General features: G+C 67.5%; 13 protein-coding genes. 3 read left to right on the top strand and 10 right to left on the bottom strand.

Annotated elements, in window-relative coordinates; translation table 11 throughout:
* Positions 1–61: 61 nt before the first annotated feature.
* Both HMPREF3014_RS09700 and HMPREF3014_RS09695 read left to right on the top strand, forming a co-directional pair.
* Positions 62–1063, top strand: a complete 1002-nt coding sequence (locus HMPREF3014_RS09700; protein ID WP_003103224.1) for an alpha/beta fold hydrolase — start codon at positions 62–64, stop codon at positions 1061–1063.
* A gap of 167 nt (positions 1064–1230) precedes the next feature.
* Entirely contained in the window at positions 1231–3135 is a 1905-nt protein-coding gene (locus tag HMPREF3014_RS09695; protein WP_023087163.1) for a M14 family metallopeptidase, read from the top strand.
* Between the two features lie 116 nt (positions 3136–3251).
* Here HMPREF3014_RS09695 and HMPREF3014_RS09690 read toward each other — a convergent pair whose 3' ends face one another.
* Both HMPREF3014_RS09690 and HMPREF3014_RS09685 read right to left on the bottom strand, forming a co-directional pair.
* Positions 3252–3728 carry a helix-turn-helix domain-containing protein gene (locus HMPREF3014_RS09690; RefSeq protein WP_003115353.1) on the bottom strand — a complete coding sequence of 159 codons (477 nt, stop codon included), beginning with the start codon at positions 3726–3728 and terminating at the stop codon, positions 3252–3254.
* Positions 3729–3765: 37 nt separating this feature from the next.
* Positions 3766–4242, bottom strand: a complete 477-nt coding sequence (locus tag HMPREF3014_RS09685; protein WP_003143634.1) for a helix-turn-helix domain-containing protein — start codon at positions 4240–4242, stop codon at positions 3766–3768.
* Between the two features lie 125 nt (positions 4243–4367).
* Here HMPREF3014_RS09685 and HMPREF3014_RS09680 point away from each other — a divergent pair, with 125 nt between their 5' ends.
* On the top strand, positions 4368–4598 hold the full coding sequence (locus HMPREF3014_RS09680) for a hypothetical protein (protein WP_003091282.1): 231 nt from the start codon (positions 4368–4370) through the stop codon (positions 4596–4598).
* 40 nt (positions 4599–4638) lie between these two features.
* Here HMPREF3014_RS09680 and pelG read toward each other — a convergent pair whose 3' ends face one another.
* The 8 genes from pelG to HMPREF3014_RS09640 form a co-directional block, all read right to left on the bottom strand.
* On the bottom strand, positions 4639–6009 hold the full coding sequence (pelG, locus tag HMPREF3014_RS09675) for an exopolysaccharide Pel transporter PelG (protein ID WP_003091283.1): 1371 nt from the start codon (positions 6007–6009) through the stop codon (positions 4639–4641).
* A gap of 1 nt (position 6010) precedes the next feature.
* Positions 6011–7534: a GT4 family glycosyltransferase PelF gene (gene pelF, locus HMPREF3014_RS09670; RefSeq protein WP_023087162.1), complete on the bottom strand. Its 1524-nt coding sequence runs from the start codon at positions 7532–7534 to the stop codon at positions 6011–6013.
* Positions 7531–8520, bottom strand: coding sequence for a tetratricopeptide repeat protein (locus tag HMPREF3014_RS09665; RefSeq protein WP_003143628.1), 990 nt, complete (start codon positions 8518–8520; stop codon positions 7531–7533). The genes pelF and HMPREF3014_RS09665 overlap by 4 nt, the downstream gene beginning before the upstream one ends.
* Positions 8498–9865, bottom strand: coding sequence for a pellicle/biofilm biosynthesis GGDEF protein PelD (locus HMPREF3014_RS09660; RefSeq protein WP_003143627.1), 1368 nt, complete (start codon positions 9863–9865; stop codon positions 8498–8500). Before HMPREF3014_RS09660 ends, HMPREF3014_RS09665 begins: the two co-directional genes overlap by 23 nt.
* Before the next feature lie 5 nt (positions 9866–9870).
* Positions 9871–10389 carry a pellicle/biofilm biosynthesis outer membrane protein PelC gene (locus HMPREF3014_RS09655; RefSeq protein WP_003091288.1) on the bottom strand — a complete coding sequence of 173 codons (519 nt, stop codon included), beginning with the start codon at positions 10387–10389 and terminating at the stop codon, positions 9871–9873.
* A gap of 39 nt (positions 10390–10428) precedes the next feature.
* A complete protein-coding gene (locus tag HMPREF3014_RS09650) occupies positions 10429–14010 on the bottom strand; it encodes a tetratricopeptide repeat protein (protein ID WP_023087161.1) in 3582 nt (1193 codons plus the stop codon).
* A complete protein-coding gene (locus HMPREF3014_RS09645) occupies positions 13988–16834 on the bottom strand; it encodes a bifunctional glycoside hydrolase/polysaccharide deacetylase family protein (RefSeq protein ID WP_023087160.1) in 2847 nt (948 codons plus the stop codon). Before HMPREF3014_RS09645 ends, HMPREF3014_RS09650 begins: the two co-directional genes overlap by 23 nt.
* 481 nt (positions 16835–17315) lie before the next feature.
* Positions 17316–18302, bottom strand: coding sequence for an FUSC family protein (locus HMPREF3014_RS09640; protein ID WP_003103485.1), 987 nt, complete (start codon positions 18300–18302; stop codon positions 17316–17318).
* Between the last annotated feature and the right edge of the window lie 4 nt (positions 18303–18306).

The following is an 18306-nucleotide window of genomic DNA, read 5'->3' as shown; positions in this document are numbered from 1 at the left end:
AGGACTGGCCAGCTCGCGCCCTGACGTGCATCCTCCAGCAGACCCACACAGGAGCGATCGCATGTCCCTACCCCGCCTCAGCCTCTGTCTCGCCCTCGCCTGCGGGCCGGCGCTGGCCAGCCAGGCGCCGGTCTACGGCGAACGCCTGGAAGGCTTCGACTACGCCTATCCGGTGCATTATCTGGACTTCACCTCCCAGGGCCAGCCGCTGAGCATGGCCTACCTCGACGTCGCGCCGAAGAAAGCCAACGGCCGCACCATCCTGCTCATGCACGGCAAGAATTTCTGTGCCGGGACCTGGGAGCGCACCATCGACGTGCTCGCCGACGCCGGCTACCGGGTGATCGCCGTCGACCAGGTCGGTTTCTGCAAGTCGAGCAAGCCGGCCCATTACCAGTACAGCTTCCAGCAACTGGCAGCCAACACCCACGCCCTGCTGGAACGGCTCGGCGTCGCCCGGGCCAGCGTGATCGGCCACTCCATGGGCGGCATGCTCGCTACCCGCTACGCCCTGCTCTATCCGCGGCAGGTCGAACGACTGGTGCTGGTCAACCCCATCGGTCTGGAGGACTGGAAGGCCCTGGGCGTGCCCTGGCGCAGCGTCGACGACTGGTACAGGCGCGACTTGCAGACCAGCGCCGAAGGCATTCGCCAATACCAGCAAGCCACCTACTACGCCGGCGAATGGCGCCCCGAGTTCGATCGCTGGGTACAGATGCAGGCCGGCATGTATCGCGGCAAGGGGCGCGAGTCGGTGGCCTGGAACTCGGCGCTGACCTACGACATGATCTTCACCCAGCCGGTGGTCTACGAACTGGACCGGTTGCAGATGCCGACCCTGCTGCTGATCGGCGAGAAAGACAACACCGCCATCGGCAAGGACGCCGCGCCGGCGGAACTGAAAGCCAGGCTGGGCAACTACGCGCAACTGGGCAAGGACGCCGCCCGACGGATTCCCCAGGCGACCCTGGTGGAATTCCCCGACCTTGGCCATACCCCGCAGATACAGGCTCCGGAACGCTTCCACCAGGCACTGCTGGAGGGTCTGCAAACCCAGCCCTGAACCATCCACCGGCGGCGCTCTCGCCATCGGCTTCGCCGCGCCTTGCCCGGCGTCAACACCGATGCCTGCCGCCGGCGTTTCACTGCACTGGCTGCGCGACGACGCGTGGCTCGCGTCGCGCAGGCCCGCCCACGCCGCGGCCGTTCCCATCCACATGGAGGTTCATCGTGTTCCCTTGCCTACCCCGTTCGCTACTCGCCGGCGTCCTGCTGGCGAGCGCCCTGCCCGCTCACGCGGAGCTGCCCCACGCGCCCGCCTACATCGATGACAGCGCCTACCCGGCCGCGGCCCGCCAGCGCATCCTGCCACCGATGTTCGAGCAGAGGCTGGGCAGCCTGCGCTACCTCGCCAAGCCCGGCGACCCCTTGATCACCCAGGCCGAGAGCAGCGACTTCCAGCGTACCAGCGACTACCGCGAGACCCGCGCCTACCTGGAGAAACTGGTAGCCGCCTCCTCCGGCCGCATCGCCCTGCGCGAGTTGCCCGAGCGCAGCGCCGAGGGTCACCCGATGCTGCTGGTGACCGCCTCCACCGAGGCCGACAAGTCCGCCGCCGGCCTGAAGCGCTCCGCCAAGCCGACCTTGCTGGTGGAAGCCGAGATCCATCCCGGCGAGGCCAACGGCAAGGACGCCATGTTCATGCTGCTGCGCGACATGAGCGCTGCCGACCGCCCGCTCGCCGGGCTGCTGGAGAAGATCAACCTGCTGTTCATCCCGGTGGTCAACGTCGACGGCGACCTGCGCCGCAGCGCCTACGGGCGGATCAACCAGAACGGCCCGCAGGAGACCGGCTGGCGGGTGAACGGCCGCAATCTCAATCTCAACCGCGACTTCACCAAGCTCGACAGCGCGGAGATCCGCAACGTCGCCTGGGTGTTCAACCACTACGAGCTGAGCTTCTTCGCCGACACCCACTCCACCGACGGCGCCATGTATCCCTACGACAGCTCCTACTGCCACAATGGCAACGGCTGGTCACCGGCGAGCAGCGCCTGGATGGACCAGGTCATGCGCAAGCCGGTGTACCAGGCGCTGGAAAGCCTCGGGCACATGGTCCATGAATGCATCAGCCTGAACGACAACCAGGATCCGACCCAGGGCTACTACCCCTACCGCACCGACCTGGCGCGCTTCTCCAACCAGTACGGCGACATCCGCAACGTGCCGTCGATCCTCATCGAGCAACACGCCCTGCATCCGTACAAGACCCAGGTGCTGGGCAACTACGTGATGCTCAAGGCGATGTTCGAGGTGATCGGCGAGCAGGCCGCCAGCCTGCGCCAGGCCATCGCCAGCGACCGCGAGCGCCTGCTGCGGCAGAAGGAGGTGATCCTCACCTGGAAGCCGGGCGAGGCCGCCGAGACGCCGTTCGTGGTCGGCGACTACCGCTACGAGCAATCGCCGGTCACTGGGGCCCGCACCATCGTCTGGAGCAACCGGCCGAAGACGCTGAAACTACCGGTGACCGACAACGGCGTACCCGACCTGGTGGTGCCGCGTCCCCAGCGTTTCATCGTCCCGGCGCAGTGGCACGAGGTGATCGCCCGGATCAAGGCCCATGGCATCCGCTATAGCACCCTCGAGCGTCCGACCGAAATCGCCGTGACCCTGTACCGCATGGACGACATCAAGCTCGCCGATGGCTTCGAACCGGATCGCGTGCAAGGCAACCGGATTCCGGGCTACGAAGGTCGCCTGCTGGTCAGCGGCACGCCGAAGCCGTTCCAACGCTTGCAGACCTTCCCGGCCGGCTCGCTGTCGATCGACACCGCCCAGCCGCTGGGCGTCCTGGCCATCGACCTGCTGCAACCGCAGAGTCCGGATTCCTTCTGGTCCTGGGGCTTCTTCAATTCCACCCTGGTGGCCGCCGAGGAGCCGGAGGAATACGTGATGGAGCCGATGGCGCGCAAGATGCTGGCGGAAGACCCGGCGCTGAAGTCCGCCTTCGACAAACGCCTGCGCGAGGACAAGGCCTTCGCCGCCGATCCGCAGGCGCGCCTGCAATGGTTCTACCAGCGCACGCCGTTCTACGACGTGAACGCCTTCGTCTATCCGGTAGGAGTGGTGTTCTGAGGCCCTCCTGGGGCTGACGGCGGATAACGCTGCGCGTTATCCGCCCTACCGCTGGGCTTCGGGAGCCCCGTTGCCTCTCCCGCTTGCGGGAGAGGGCTGGGGAGAGGGAGCCGGTCTCAGGTACCGTCGGTGGGTGTGGGCAGGTTGCTTCTCGGCTTGCGCTTGCGCCTGGGTTTCGGTGGTTTTTCGGGTGGCGGCGACAACTCCCGCTTGCGCACCTTCTTGAGGATTTCCCGATGCTTCTCGCGCCAGGCCGGCACGTCGAGACCGTGGAGTTCGAGCAGCTCGGGGTTACGCTCCACCAGATAGACCGCCGCTTCCTGGGCGGCCTCGGCGATCTTCCAGGCGATCGACTGCGGTTCGATGCTGCCTTCATAGGCGATCCAGTCGCTGAACTCCGGGAAGGTCCCGCAGACCTTCTCGAAATCCTCGTCGTGCATGCGCTGCCGGCCACTCTCGATGTTCTCAAGGCGTTTGGGATCCATGCCGACCACCTCGGAAAACTGCGGTCGGTTCAACCCCGTCAGCCCGCGCAACCCGAACAGGCGCTCGCCGGCGCGAAACAGGCAGCGCTTCCTCACTACATAGACCATGTACAGATACTTCCCTTCGTTTCTGGCGCGATGCGCCTCAGTCGCCCTTGCCGCTCGCGGGCGTTTTCCTCTTCCGCTGGCGCCTGGGTTCCGGCGGCTCTTCCAGGGGCGCCGGCTCCGCCTCCGGCGCCTGTTCCGCCGCCAGCAGCGCCTCGCGTATCTCGCGGTGGCGTTCGCGCCAGGCCTGCATGTCGATGCCGTGCTGCTCAAGCAGCACCGGGTTGCGCTCCACCAGGTAGACCGCGGCCGCCTGCGCCGAGTCGGCGACCTTCCAGGCGATCGACTGCGGCTCTATGCTGCCTTCATAGGCGATCCAGTCGCTGAACTCCGGGAAGGTTCCGCAGACCTTCTCGAAGTCCTCGTCGTGCATGCGCTGCAGCTCGTTCTCGATGTTCTCCAGGCGCTTGGCCGTCATCCCCACCAACTCGGCGAACTGCGGACGGCTCAAGCCCATCAGCTCGCGCAGGGCGCGCAAGCGCTTGCCAGCAGTGAACAAACGTCGATTCTTTACCATGTGTAGTCCGCGTCTGATGGTTCCCTATGCATATTGATTCACTAACTGTTAGTAGATCAATATGAATCCAAGCCCTCTAGACCGAGGGTTCCCCTCCAACATCGGACCATGGTGCAGGACGCCTGATGAAAGTGGAAGAACTCCCCCAAGAGGGTTTCGCCGAGTGCCCCCGCTATATAACCCTGATGCGTTTCGCCTTCCTGACCGGCCTCAGCGACCGGCCGGACCTGCTCTACGCCTGGATAGAGAGCGGCGACCTGCCGATGCGAACCTTCGGTACGCAACGCCTGGTGGATATGCAGAAGCTGCAAAAACGCATCGAGGAAGCAAAAAAAGGGGCCGATTCAACCGGGTGAATCGGCCCTTTCTGAAAGACCCTGCCGCCGGCGAAACCCCTCAGCGATTGAGCATGAAGGTCTCGTACTCCAGGTCGTCCAGCGCGGTGGTCAGGCGGTACAGCCCGACCAGCACGCAGACCAGCAGCGACAGGGTGAAGCCGTAGCCGAAGAAGCTCGGCCCGAGCAGCAGGCTGACGAAGGTCAGGGCGCCGTTGACGATCACGAACAGCACGCAGAGTTCGAGGACGATGCGGCGCTTGTCCAGGTAGAAGAAGACGTTGAGCAAGGCCATGAACACTACCTGGATGCTCACCCCGATCAGGTCGATGTAGAACAGCGGCAGGTAGTAGCGGGAAATTCCCAGCCAGCCGAGCAGTTGCGGCGCCAGCAGGAACAGCAGGACCACCGCCAGCCCCTGCACCTTGCAGATTTCCAGCAGGCCCTGGCGGATGGCGAGGATCATCTGCTCCTTGAGCAGGCCGATGTGCTGCAGAGTCTCGCCGCCGCGGATCGCCTCGTAGACCCGCTCGTACCACTCGGCGAAGTCGGTCTCGATGCGCACCAGGAACACCGCCATGCCGGGAATGATCGACAGGTAGGCGAGGAAGATCGGCAGGTCGTAGAGGATCGAGGCGCGCAGCGGGCCGATCACCAGGTCCGAGGTGGAGGGGTTGAACCAGAAGATGAACTTGTCGATCCAGATCCCCAGGTTGTAGCAGAGGCCGGTCAGCAGCAGGCTGACGAAGACCTGCCGGCGGTCGAGGAAGTCGAAGGCCACCATGCGCCTGGCCGGGTACTCGCGGAGGATGTCGTAGAGGAAGACGAACAGCAGGCTGGCGTGGCCGATCAGCAATGCCAGCAGCAGGCCGTCCATCTGCATGAAACGCAGCAGGTAGGCACAGGCGACCATCAGCGCGTAGCCGATGAACATCACCAGCAGGATGCGTTTGTAGGCCTTCATTCCCGACAGGAAGATGATCACCAGCCACAGGTTGCAGAGCACCACGAAGTTGGCCATCACCAGCAGGCGGTAAGCGAACGGCTCATCGAACAGGGTCGCCAGCAATATCGCCGAGAGCAGGCCCGCCGCCAACGTCACCAGCAACAGCACGCCCACCAGGTTGGGCAGGATCGCCTCGTGCTTGCGCTCGAACAGGCGATCGGAAATGAAGCGGGTGAAGAACAGTTGCAGTCCCCCGGTGAAGATCAGCGACAGCGCCATCAGGTAGGTCACCGTGATCAGGAACTGCCGGACCAGCACGTCCGGCACCACCACGCCGAGGCTCAGCACGCCGATCAGCATCACGCTGACGATCGACAGCACCCAGGGACCGGAGCTGATCAGCCCGGCGTAGAGGTAGGCGCGCAGGGTCGCCGTATAGGAATCGCGGGAAAGGATCTTCCGCAGTTCGAAGCCGATGCCGGCCATGTCATGCAATCTCCGTGGCTTCGCGGTACAGCCCGCGGTAACGTCCGAGCATCAGCGCCTCGGTGTAGTAGCGTTCGACCCGTTGCAGGCCGACCGCCTGGGCCGCCTGCCAGCGCTGCGGATTGCGCAGCAGGGCGAGGATCGCCCGCGAAGTGGCCTGCGGGTCGGCGATCGCCACCACCTCCCCGGCGCGACCCAGGGCGCGATCTTCGGCGTCGGCGCCTTCGATCAGTTCGCGGCAGGAGCCGACGTCGCTGCTCACCACCGGGGCGCCGGCAGCCCAGGCTTCGAGGATCACCAGCGGCTGCGCTTCGCTGATCGAGGTGAGGACCATCAGGCCGAGTTGCGGCAGGACCTCGCCGATCCGACGGAAACCGAGGAACTTCACCTTGTCCTGCAGGCCGAGGCTGGCCACCAGGCTGCGGCATTCGCTGGCATAGTCCGGATCTTCCTCCTCCGGACCGACGATCCAGCCCTCCGCCTCCGGCATCGCGCTGACCACCCCGCGCATGGCGCGGATGAAGGTCTTCACGTCCTTGATCGGCACTACCCGGCCGACCAGCCCGACCACCGGCGGAATCCCCGGCGGCCGCCGTTCGAGGGCGCCGGCCCAGGCATCGAGGTCGATGCCGTTGGGGATCACCCGGGTGCGCCGTGGCTCGGCGCCATCGAGTACCTGGCGCTGGCGGTTGCCTTCGTAGAGGGCGACGATCGGATTGGCGGCGCGATAGGTGAGCAGGCCGACACGCTCGAAGAAGCGGATCCACAAGCGACGGATGTAGCTGACCTCGGCATCCAGTCCGGTACTCAGCTGCTCGTCGGGGTTCTCCGCGATCCAGTTGGCCTGGGCCAGGTCGATCTTGCGCTCCTTGGTGTAGATGCCGTGCTCGCTGAGCAGGTAGCGGCAGCCCCAGCGACGTTGCAGGATGCAGCCCAGCAGGCCGGCGTAGCCGGTGGAGATCGAGTGCAGCATGCGCGCCCGCGGCATCCGCCGGGCCGTCTCGGCGAGCATGAACACCGGCGCCTGCATCGAGCGCAGGGTCCAGAAGTAATTGACGAAGGACGGATCGGTGCAATAGCGCTCGTAGCCTGCGGTGATCGCCTCCCAACTGGCCTTGCTGTGGAGAAAGTCCTCGCGGCCGATGCGGCCCTCGGCGAGCAGGTCGAGCAGCGCGTCGCCCTCCTCCACGTCCGGCGTCTCCGGGTAGTGGAAGAAACGGTGCAGATCGCGCAACGCCTTTTCGGTCTCGCTACTGCCCTGTCGCGTCTGCGGGTTCGGCGAACTCCAGGCGGTTTCCAGGAAGTGTTCCTCGATGTGCAGCACATTGTCCGGGATCGGGTAGTGGCGCTTGCCGTAGGCATCCTTCTGGCCGCCGATGAAGAACACCGAGAAGGTCAGGTCGGGGAGACCGAGGATCAACTGGTTGACCCAGCTGGAGACGCCGCCGCGGACATAGGGCCAAGTGCCCTCCAGCAGCAGGCAGACATCGGCGACGGGCGCCGTCGGAGCGGTGTGTTCGGTCATGTCCAGTATCTCGCCAGGGCCGCGAAGGGCGGCCGTTGCAGCATGTCGTCGGGCATTCCGGCGAGAAGCCGGGGGATGTCCCGGTAGCGCCGCTGGAAGAACGCCACCTCGGCGCGGAACGGCGCCAGCTGGGCGCTATCGATTCCCGCCTCCTCGGCGGCCTGGAGGGCGCGTCCGGCATCTTCCAGGCGGCCTTGTTCGAGGGCGATGCGCCCGGCCAGCAGATGCAGGTCGGCCGAGGGTGTGCCGCGCAGCGCCTGGTCGGTATGCTCGCGCGCCTGCTCGAGGATGTGCTCCAGCACGCTGCCCTGGGCCAACCCCAGGTAGGCCAGTTCCCAGTACCAGCGCGCCAGGGTTCCGTGCAGCGCGCCGCGTCGCGCCGGCGTGGCGCCGGCGAGGCGGCCTAAGGCGGCCTCGATGCGCTGGTTGATCCGGCTTTCCTTCTGGTCGAGCATCGAGTAGGCCAGCAGGCGGACGTCGTCGGCAGGGTCGCGCAGGGCCAGCTTGAGGATCGGGATCGCTTCCTTGCCGGGCATCCGCCGGGTGGCGAAGATCGCCGTGAGCCGCTGGTTCGGGTCCGGCGCATGGCGCAGGACGTCCTGCAGGCCGCCGTCGCTGAACATCATGTCGAGGCGCTTTTCCTTCGGCCGGAACGGCAGCTCGGGGACGCCCATCGCCTGCCAGGCCTGCTCGCCACGCTGGCGCGGCAGGTATAGCGCCGGGAATACCGCCGCGGCGACGCCGACCGCCCCGATCAGCGGCACGAAGAAGGCCAGGCTGAAGAGGAACAGCGGGCTCCACGGCAGCGGGAACTTGTAGCGCCGCGGCAGCAGCAGCCATACGCCGACGCACAGCAGCGCGCTGCCCAGGCCGTGGGCGAACAGGTAGAGCGCCAGCGCCTGGCCGAACGGCAGGTCGGCGAAGACACTCGCCCAACTGCTCAGCTCGAACAGGAAGGCGCCGCTAAACAGCCACTTGCTGATCATTCAGGCCGCACTCGTTGAAAAGGAAATGTCCCAGCGCCTGCCGATCGTTGCCGGCGTCCAGTTCGTACTGGCGGATGCGCACGCCCAGCGACTCCAGCTCGCGGGCCTGGCCGAAGCGTTCGGCGAAGAGAATCCTCAGGCGCTGCAGATACCCCTGGGAGCCTTCGGCGGAAGTCAGCGGCAACAACACCAGCAGGACCCGCCGGCCCTCGTCGTTGCGCAGTCGCAACTGCACGTCGAGGCCACGCTGGCTGCCTTCAAGCAGACGCTGGACCTCTTCGCCGTAGCGCGCATCGGTCAACTCGAAGGCATACAGGCAGGCCGGCAATCCATGGTCGCGGGCGTCCAGCAGGGAGCGCTTGAGGTACTGGGAGAAGCGCTGGGCGTCGATGTCGGCCAGTTGCAGTGCGCGACGGTCGCTCTGCAGCAAGTCGGCGATGTGCCCGGCGAGGATCGCCAGCAGGCTGAAGGTACGTTCGTTGAAGACGAAGAACGGCATCTGCTCCACCGCCAGCAGGGCGAGGATCCGCCCATCGGTGTCGACCAGCGGCACGCACACCTGCAGCGCGCTGTGCGCACGCTGCTCGCCACGCTCCAGCAGTTCCTGGCGCACGCTGACCAGTTCGCCGCGCTCCAGGCAGGTGCGCACCAGCAGATCGTCGGCGTCCAGCGCCGGCATCTCGCCGAGCGTCGCCAAGGGTTGCGGCTCCGGGGTGCGGTCGTGGCGCACCCGGTAGAGTCCGGCGATGCGCAGCGAACCGTACTGGGCCAGCAGCGCCAGCACGGTTTCCGCCAGCGCATCGAGCGGTGCCTCATCGCCCGGCAGCTCGCGCAGCAGTTGTCGCAGACCGAGCAGCGAACTGCGCAGGCTCTGGTCGTTGCCGGCGACCCGCTGTTCCAGGCGATCGTGGGAGATGCGCAGGATGTGATGGGCGCGGGTGAATTCGTCGAGGCGCAACTGACGGTACTCGTTCGCCAGCTCCAGGCGCTCCAGGCGGCGTTCCCAGATGTCGCGGAACTCGCCCACCAACATGGCGCAGAGCAGCACGCCGACGATGAAGGCCGCCGGTACCTGGGCATAGGCCTCGACGCCCTGGACGCGAAACGCGAACAGCGCCGCCACCAGCAGCGCCGCGCTGGCCAACCCGCGGACGAAGCCGTAGCGCATGCCCAGCAACAGGGGCGCGAGGATCACCCAGGGAAAGGTGGCGTTGACCTGCAGCGGGTCGTCCGGGCTGAACCACCAGCCCAGGCCCAGCGCGAGCGCGCTGATGACCAGCGTCTCGACCCAGGAGACGCTGCCGCTGGCGCGCGGTGCGAGGGCGAAATCCTTGTGCGCGGACATCGCCGTCACTCGAGCCGCAGGTCGCCGACCAGCTCGCGCAGGACTTTCTGCGCGGCGCCCGCCAGGCTTTCCCGGGACCAGCCGGCGCGCGCCCCGCTGGTGCTCCAGAGCACCCGCCCGGAGGCCGGCTCCAGCACCTGCAGGCTGACGCCCACCGCCGGCTCGCCGTCCAGGCCGTTCTTGTACTGCCACTCCTCGACGCTGCCGGTGACCACGTAGGCCAGCTTCTGCTGGCGTGCCCAGTCCAGCGCGCGCTGCTGGCGCTCGCGGTCGTCGACCAGTTGCAGGTCGCCTTGCGGCTGCGCCGGGTACAGGCGCGGCCGCACGCCCTCCTCGGCCAGCACGCTGAGCAGGATCTGCTCGGCACGCTCGCCGGCCTGCGGCGCCTGGGAGTAATTGAGCAGCGGCACCAGGCCCCACTGCGCGCCGCGCGCCAGCGGCGTAGCGCTTTCGCTGGTGAAGCTGGAGCAGCCCGCCATGAACAGGGCGACGGCCGCGAGAGCCAGGCAGCGGATGGATTGCATGTTGTGTTCCTCCTGTTGAATTCCGTATCCGGGCCGCGTTCAGCGGCCGAAGCGCGTGCTGTAGGTCACCCCGAGCGTGCCGCCGGCATCGCCGCCGCCGCCCTGGGGAGCCGACTGGTAGCCGAAGGTGAACGCCAGTTCGTCGTCGCCCAGCAGCTCCATGCCGATGCCGAGATCGATGCCGTAGTTGAACTCCTTCTCTGTCCACTGCCAGCCGGCCAGGGTGTCGACGATCCAGGTGTATTGCGGACGGCTGCGGTTCAGCGCGCCAGGGAAGCCACGGCGCCAGGTGCTGCCGAGGTAAACCTGGCCATAGCGGTCCTGCAGCAGGTCCTGGCTGCGCGCGCCATCGAGCGCCAGCGCACCGCCATGGGCCGCCAGCAGGTCGTCCGGCACGCGGTTCTCCAGGCGATTGCGCTGGTAGTCGATGCCGCCGCGCAGTTGCCAGGCCGGGCCGTCGAAGAACAGTGTGTGGGCCCATTCCAGGGACAGCGCCTCGCCGTTGCCGAGGTCGTCGCCCTGGCGGGTAGAGAAGCGGTTGTGCGCCAGCGACCAGCTCAACTGGTCGCGCCCGCTGAGGGTGTGGCGGCCGCCGAGCCGTAGGCTGTCGCGCATGCCGAGGGCTCGCATCAGGCCGGTCTCGTCGGTCTCGCGGTGCCAGTCGAGGCCCGCTTCCAGTTCGTCGCGCGAGCTCAGCCGCCAATTGCGCAGCACCCCCAGACCGTGGCGGTCCTCGTCGTCGCGCCAGCTGCCATCGAGCGTCGCCGCGGCGAAGCCATCGGCCAGTTCGCGCCGCAACGTCAGCCTGGCGTTGCGTTCGCTACCGAGGAGCGAGCTATCCAGCGCATCGCCGTGATAGCGGCCACTGCCCAGTTCGAGATCGGCGTACCAGTCGTCGCCGAGGTGGCGCGCCGCGCGCAGCGTCGGCCCCTTGAAGTCGAGACCGCCGAAGTCGCGCTTGTTCCAACCCAGTTGCAGGCCCTGGGGAGTGCGTTCGAGGATTTCCGCCGCCTGCCGCCGCAGCTGCTCGCGGTTGTCGCGCGAGTGGCCGTCGCCCAGTGCGCCCAGGGCCTCGCCCAGCGCTTCGCCGCCATGGCCGAGACGCACCAGCGCCTCGACCCGCTGCGCCGGATCCAGCTCGCCGCGCTCCAGCAGGCGTTGCAGGGCGGCGCGATTCTGGCTGCGCAGGGCGGCCTGGATCTCTTCGTTGCGCCCGATCTTCAGGCCCCGGCCGCGCGCCCAGGCCAGCCAGTCATCCTTCAGCGGCTCCTGGTTGGTGGCGGCGAGCTGGTCGAGGAACTGCTCGAACCACAGCTGCAGCATCGCCGGCTCGCCATTCCAGGCCCGCCGCGCCTCGCCCTGGGCGAGCAGCGGCCCCTGGGCCACGGCGAGCAGGCGCAGGTAGGCGGCGAAGCTGTCCGGGGTGGCCCTGACCGCCTCGCGGTCGAGCCGCCGGAGCAGTAGTCGGCGCAGGCGCAGTGCCTTGTCCTTGTAGCCGCTGGCATCCAGTGCGTCGGCGTAGGCGGCCTGCACCAGCCAGTCGTTGGGATTGGACTTGAGGTACAGGCGGAACCAGGCCAGCGCCTGGTCGTTACGCTCGAGCAGCAGGCTGGCGCTGGCGAACGGCAGCCACAGCGTGCTGTCCCGCAGCGCCAGGCCATGCCACTGCGCCAACAGGGGCGCCAGGCTGTCGCGACGGCCACGGTCGATGTAGAACCAGAGCAGGCGTTCGCGCACCAGGTTCTCGCCGGGGAAACGCACCAGGGCTTCCCGGTACAGACGCTCGGCGACGTCGCCATGGCCTTCCTGTTCCGCCAGCCGCGCCCTGGCCACCCAGTAATAGGGGCTGCCCTGCGCTTCCGGCAGGCCTTCGGCCTCGGCCAGCAGGCTCTTCAGGGCCGGCCAGTCGTGGAGGTTCTCCGCCAGTTGCAGGGCGCTGGCCAGGCGCCGCGGATCGCGGCTGCGCTGCCAACTGCCGATAAGCACCTGCAAGGCCTGCTTCGGATTGCTGTCCCGGTACAGGGCGATCAACTGGTCCTCGTCGCTGCTGTTCAGGCGGATGTCCAGGGCCAGCATGCGCTCGTAGGCGGCGCGGGCATCGTCGTCCTGCTCCAGGGCCCAGGCCAGCGCCGCGCGCAGGCGCCAGAACTCCGGCTCGCGGATCGCGCGGGTATCCACGCCGGCGAGGACCTTCCAGGCCTGGCGCGGATCGAACAGGTTCCAGTGGGTTTCCGCCCACTGCATGCGTTCCTTGACACTCAGCGGGAAATGCCGGGCCATCCGCGCCCAGACCCCGGTCTCTTCCTGCAACTGCTGGGTGTGTTCGAGAATCTGTTGCAAGCGCTGCCAGGCCAGGCGCTGTTTCGGATAACGCTGCACGTAGCCGCGCAGCCATGCCTCGCCCTCTTCCGGCGTGCCGCGGGTTTCATGGCTGTAGACCAGCGCATCGAGTTCCTCGTCGGTCATCTGTCGCTGCGCACCGATGGGCGCCAGCAGCTCGATGGCGCTGTCGAAATCGAACATCTGCAGCGACAGGCGCCAGGCATGCTCGCGCAGGGCCGGGTCATCGGCGCCGGCCAGCAGTTGCTTCCACAGGCCCAGGGCCTGCGGGCCGTTGCCGGTCCATTCGCCAAGGCGCGCGAGATCGGCCAGCAGCGTCCTGTCCTCCGGGCGCAGGGCCAGCAGCTCCCGGCCGACCTCCCAGGCCCGCTCGACCCGCCCGGCGGCCATGTTCAGGCGCAGGTCGGCGGCCAGCGCCTCATGGTCCTCGGGGCGCAATTCGCGCCAGCGCCGGATGAAGCGTTCGGCCAGGTCGTAGCGCTGGCTGCCTTCGGCGGCGCGTACGCCCTCGGCGAGCCAGGCCAGGGTCGATTCATCCTCCGGCAAGGCGTCCAGCCGCTCGTCCAGCAACAACGCCGCCTGTTCGCCGCGCTCGCCAGCGAGCAGGCTGGCGAAGGCCTGGCGCAGATAGGCCAGGCACTTCGCCGGCTCGGTTTGCGCTTCGGCCAGTTGCCGCTGGATGTCCGCCGCCGGCAGCGGCTCGCCGGAAGCCAGGTACCAGCGCGCCGCCTCGTCCAGCCAGCGCTGCCGGCCCTGCGGGTCGCGGCCGGCCAGTTCGGCAAAGGTCCGCGCCGCCAGGTCCGGCGCGTCCAGGGCCAGGGCATGACGGGCAAGTCGTTCGAGCATGGCGTCGTTCAACGAAACGTGCTCGATCTTGCGCAGGCGCTCCAGCAATCGGCGCGTCTGCTCCTCATCCATGCCCTCGGGCCTGGCCAGGGCGCCAAGGATGTCCAGTTCCACCTCGTAGAACGGCGTTGCCAGGCGGTCCTTGCCGCGCAGACGGGCGAGGTGATGACGCGCCTGCTCGAAGTCGCCGAGCTTGACCAGCAGGTCGATCAGGGTCAGGCGCAGCGCGTCGTTCTCCGGGTGCGCCTGCAACAGCAGTTCGGCGTAGTTCACCGAGACCGCGTCGGGCTCGCCATCGCCGCTGGGCATGAATACTTCTTCGCTGTTGAAGGTCAGCCACAGCACCAGCGCCACCCCGAGAGCGACCGGCAGCAGGGCCCAGGGATTCAGCAGGCGCGCCTGGGGATGCTTGTCAGCGGCAGACGAGTTGGCCATCGCGCACCTGCTCCATCGGCAACTCGAACGTCCACAGGCCGTTGCCGGCCTTTCCCGGGAAGGCCTTGCCGGCCGCGCTCAGCCGGCAATCGCCCGCCGCGCGCACCACCAGGCGTAATGGCAGGTGCCCGGCGAAGGCGAACTCGACGCGGCCATCGTCGCGGTAGCGCCAGTGCTTCAGCGGCAGGTTGGCCTCCTCCAGCGCCGGCCGCGGATCGCGGCTGTCGCGCAGGACCAGGCGCGCATTCGCCGCACTCAGGTGCACATAGCGCCCCTGGGGCAGGTCGCGCACGCCCGCGACTCCCGTGGAGCGGCCGAGGTCCGGCCAACCCAGCGCCGGGTCCAGGCGCACCGTGCGCAAGGCGGCGAAGCCACGCAGTTGCCAACTGCCATCGGCACGCTTGGCCAGGCTGGCGCGATGCAGGCCTTCCAGGCGCGGGATGTAGTCGCTCATCCACAGCGACAACGGATGCTCCGCCTGCATCGCCGCGTAGATCTGGTGCATGGTGCGGATCGAGGCCTGCTTGGTCCCCGAATAGAAGTGGTAGTACAGGTGCAGGCCGCGCAGGCGGCGCGGGCTGTCGGTCAGGGCGAAGGTATCGATGACGCCGCGGAAGCCGTAGTACGGCCCCTGCCAGAGATTGGTGTAGACGTTCTCGTTGATGATCGGCGCGTAGTACTGCACGCCGCCGCGGGTGGGCCGGATAAGCGGGTAGAGTCCGGTCAGCGAGGGAAAGGCCCGGGTCAGCGCGGTATTGCCGCCGTTGACGTTCATCAGCCCGGCGTCGTAGGCGAGCTTGATGGTGGCGGCGTCGGGCAGCGCGTCGCCGGACCAGAAGATCATCTTGACCGGCTTCCGCGGGGTGGTCAGGCGCTGCTCGATGTAGTCGCGGGCGCCGATCACCTCGCGTACGAAGTCGACCTTGTCGTAGCCCGGGATAGCCATCTTGTAGCCATACTGGGCCTCGAAGTTCTCGCCCTGCTCGGCCAGTTGCGGCTGCCAGAAGAACGGATGGCTGAAGGTATGGCTGGCGACCTCCACCTTGTCGTCGGCGAAGATGCGCCGGGCGATCGGCTCCAGTTCCCTGGCCAGGTGCGGGTACATGCCCTTCGGCCCGACCTCGCCTTCGATCACCGAGACCGAGGTGAGGAACGGATAGGGCTTGATGAAGTCCTCCAGCACCTGCTGGCCGGCATAGGGACTGCCGGGCACCTCGGCACGGGAGACGAAGCCGTCGCCATCGATGTGCACGGTGGCGATGCGCCGGCCATTCTCGGTGGTCGCGTCGGGACTCGGCAGCGGCACAAGACGCAAGGCCTTGCGCAGGAAGGCGAACGGATCGAGGATCCAGCGCCGGTGCTCGCTACCCTCCTCCAGCACATAGGGCGCCAGGGCGAAGCCCCCCCAGTCGGCGGTCGCCACCGGCACGTACTCCTTGCCGTCGCCCTTGAGCTTGAGCGCCGGGGTCACCCGCGCCGGATCGAGTACGGTGAGCGCCGGCAGGTCGCGGATCCGGATCACCAGCGGCGCTTCGAAGGAACCAAGCAGCGCCTGGTCGTGGGTCTCGGTGCTCGGCTTGACCTTGAGCTTCTGCGACAGCCGGCGAATACCCAGGCGCTGCAACAGGCCGTCGTTCTCTGTGGGCAGGCCGGCGAGGAACGCCACCGGCACCTTTTCGTCGAGACGTGCAGCGATCCAGTTGTCGAAGGCGTCGCTGGCCAGCGGCGGTCCACTGGTCATCCAGGTCACCACCCCGGCGTAGAGACCGCTCAGCGGACGTTCGGGCAGCGGCTGGTCGGTGGGCAGGTAGTCGACCCGATAACCGAGGTATTCGAGCAGGCCGCCGAGGTAGACGTGACCGGGGCTCAGGGTCAGGTCGCCCTCGCGCGGATCGTAGAGCAGCGCGATGCGCCGCGGTTGCACCTCGACGTCGCTCACCCCCAGGTAGTCCAGCGCCGGGGTGCTGACGAACGGCACGTAGCCTTCGCTACGCAGGCGCGCAGCGAGCGTGCGCGCCTCGTCACGCCGCTCCGGCGGCAGGTAGTCGATGGCGACGATGGGCATGCCCTGGGCGCGCAGGGCATCCAGGTGGCCCTTCAGCCAATCGCGATCGTCCTGGGGCACCTCGCGGTATTGCCCGGCAGCGGCGTCCCAACCGGCATGGATCGACTCCACGGCCACCGCCGACGCGACGCCGGGCAACTCCGGCAGCACTTCGAAACCGCGATTGAAAAACAGCTTGAGGCCCGGCTCCTGGCGATGCAGCTGGGCGAGGAAACTGGCCAGCGCCCGGCGCTGGCCCTCGCGGCGCTCCTCGGCCTGTAGCTGGAAGCTGTCCAGGGTATCGAGGAACAGGCCGGCGTAGCCCTGTTTGCGCAGCTCCGCGGCGCGCTTGAGCAGGTGCGCCCGCCAGCTCGGCGCGGCGAGGTCCATTACCTGGCTGCTCCAGGCTTGGTTGCGGACCGCGCTCTTGCCCCGGGCCAGGCCGCTGTCGGCGATGGCGGCGGCGTCGCCGTCGAACTCGCCGACCGACAGATAGGCGAAGGGCGTGCTGCCCTGCTCTTTCAGATACCCGACATCGGCCGGCTTGAGGTGCGCCGCTTCGAGCACCACCCAGTCGAACTGGGAAAGCTCGGCCAGCGGCGGCCGCTCGGCGTACCAGAACGCCACGCTGGACGGCCCGCCGGCAGCCCCTGCGGCAGTGCCGGCACAAAGCGCCAGCGCCAGGCCGGCAAGCCAGGCGAGCGGGCGCTCGATGGGTCGAAGGGTGTTACGGCGGGACGGCAGACGCAGCACGGCGATTCCTTTCTTGCTGAACCGCATGCCCAGCCTACGCGGCAGGGTCGATACCGACCGAAGCGGCAGGTCGGAAGCATGGATGCGGTTTCCGGTGGCAACGTCGAATCCCTGACAGTGCGGGCACAGCCAAAGCAGCCGCAGGCGATTAACGTCAATCTAATGACTAAATATGCTAATTGCTAAATTTTTAAGCGGAAACTGTCAATTTTTAGGCACATACATGACGCCATGGTGTCCTTTTGCCTGCCCGTGACGCTTTGCAGGTCAACTCCGCGCTTTCCGAGACACCGGTGTGGCAAAGTGGAAAGCCCAGGTTTCACGCACTTCATCAGGAAAGTCGACGGCCCTCCGGAAGCCCCCGGAAGTCACTTCGTCTAGACCCATCGGTTCGGTAGACGCCGTTCGCTAATAACTAAATATTTATTAAATCCGTGAAACAGGTTGTCTTTTCCGGCCAACGAAAGGCGCCGGGCATTTGGCGCACGCGCGTGCGGTCGCACCGCCTTCAGTTGCGTGCGAGGAACCGCACCAGCCACACCGAGGCGACGCCTATCGCCCCACCCGCCAGTACTTCGGCGACCCGCAGCGAGGCGACCAGGGGCGACTGCTGAATCGCCCAGGAGGCGCAGGCGATGCACGCGCAACGCGCGGCAAAGCCTGTCGCGTAGTGACGGAATCCGACGAGGGTGAGGACCGAGGCAAGAGTCGCCAAGGTGTGGACCAATAGAACATGCGGTAGAGCGGCCCCTACCGCGAGGCCGAGCGGTACGCCGAGCAGCGCGCCAAGCCCGCGATCGCGCAGCTTCAGGTGCGCGCTGGCGGCATTGCCGGTAACCACGCTGGCGGACGACCAGATCGCCCACTGGCCGTATTCGATGTGCCGCCACGCCACCAAGGTCGCGCTGCAGGCTACGGCGAGTGTGACCGCCAACACAGCCTGGAGCAGCTCGTCATGCGCGGCCGCGTGGCCCGTCAAGTGCGCCCCACGCCAGCGCAGCAGGGTGCCGTAACGGCGTGCGAGCGCTGCGTGGCGCAAGGTATCGACACCGGCGAGCGCCACCGATGGTAGCGTCGCGACGACGAGATACGGCACCAGGGACAGCGCAGCGCGGTGCGTCGCGGCAACCTCGCAGGCCAGATAGAGCACAGGAATAAAGACGAAATTGCCCAGCGTGCGCAAGCGCGTATCCAGGCCGGATAGCGCGACAGCAGCAGCGGCGAGCGCTGCGCAAGCGATGGCAAACGCCGCTCCCCAGGCGAGCGCGAACGACAGGCCGAGAAAGCCGAGGATGATCGCCACCCCCTGGCCGAGCGCCGCGAGCGGTGCGCTACCGACCCGCTCGACGACGACCGCCACGGAGATCGTCGCGATATTCGCCAGCAGCCAGTTGGCATCGCCGCTGGCGCTGTAGAGCACGAACAGCGGCAGCGACACGGCGAGCGCGCGCCCCATGGCGCGGCCGTCGAACAGGCGTGTCAGCGAGGCGCACACACGA

This window comes from Pseudomonas sp. HMSC065H01 (genome assembly GCF_001815235.1).
GTDB classification, from domain to species: Bacteria; Pseudomonadota; Gammaproteobacteria; order Pseudomonadales; family Pseudomonadaceae; genus Pseudomonas; species Pseudomonas aeruginosa.
Note: the sequence above shows the minus strand (reverse complement) of the source record. Positions and strands in the feature narration are given on the sequence as shown.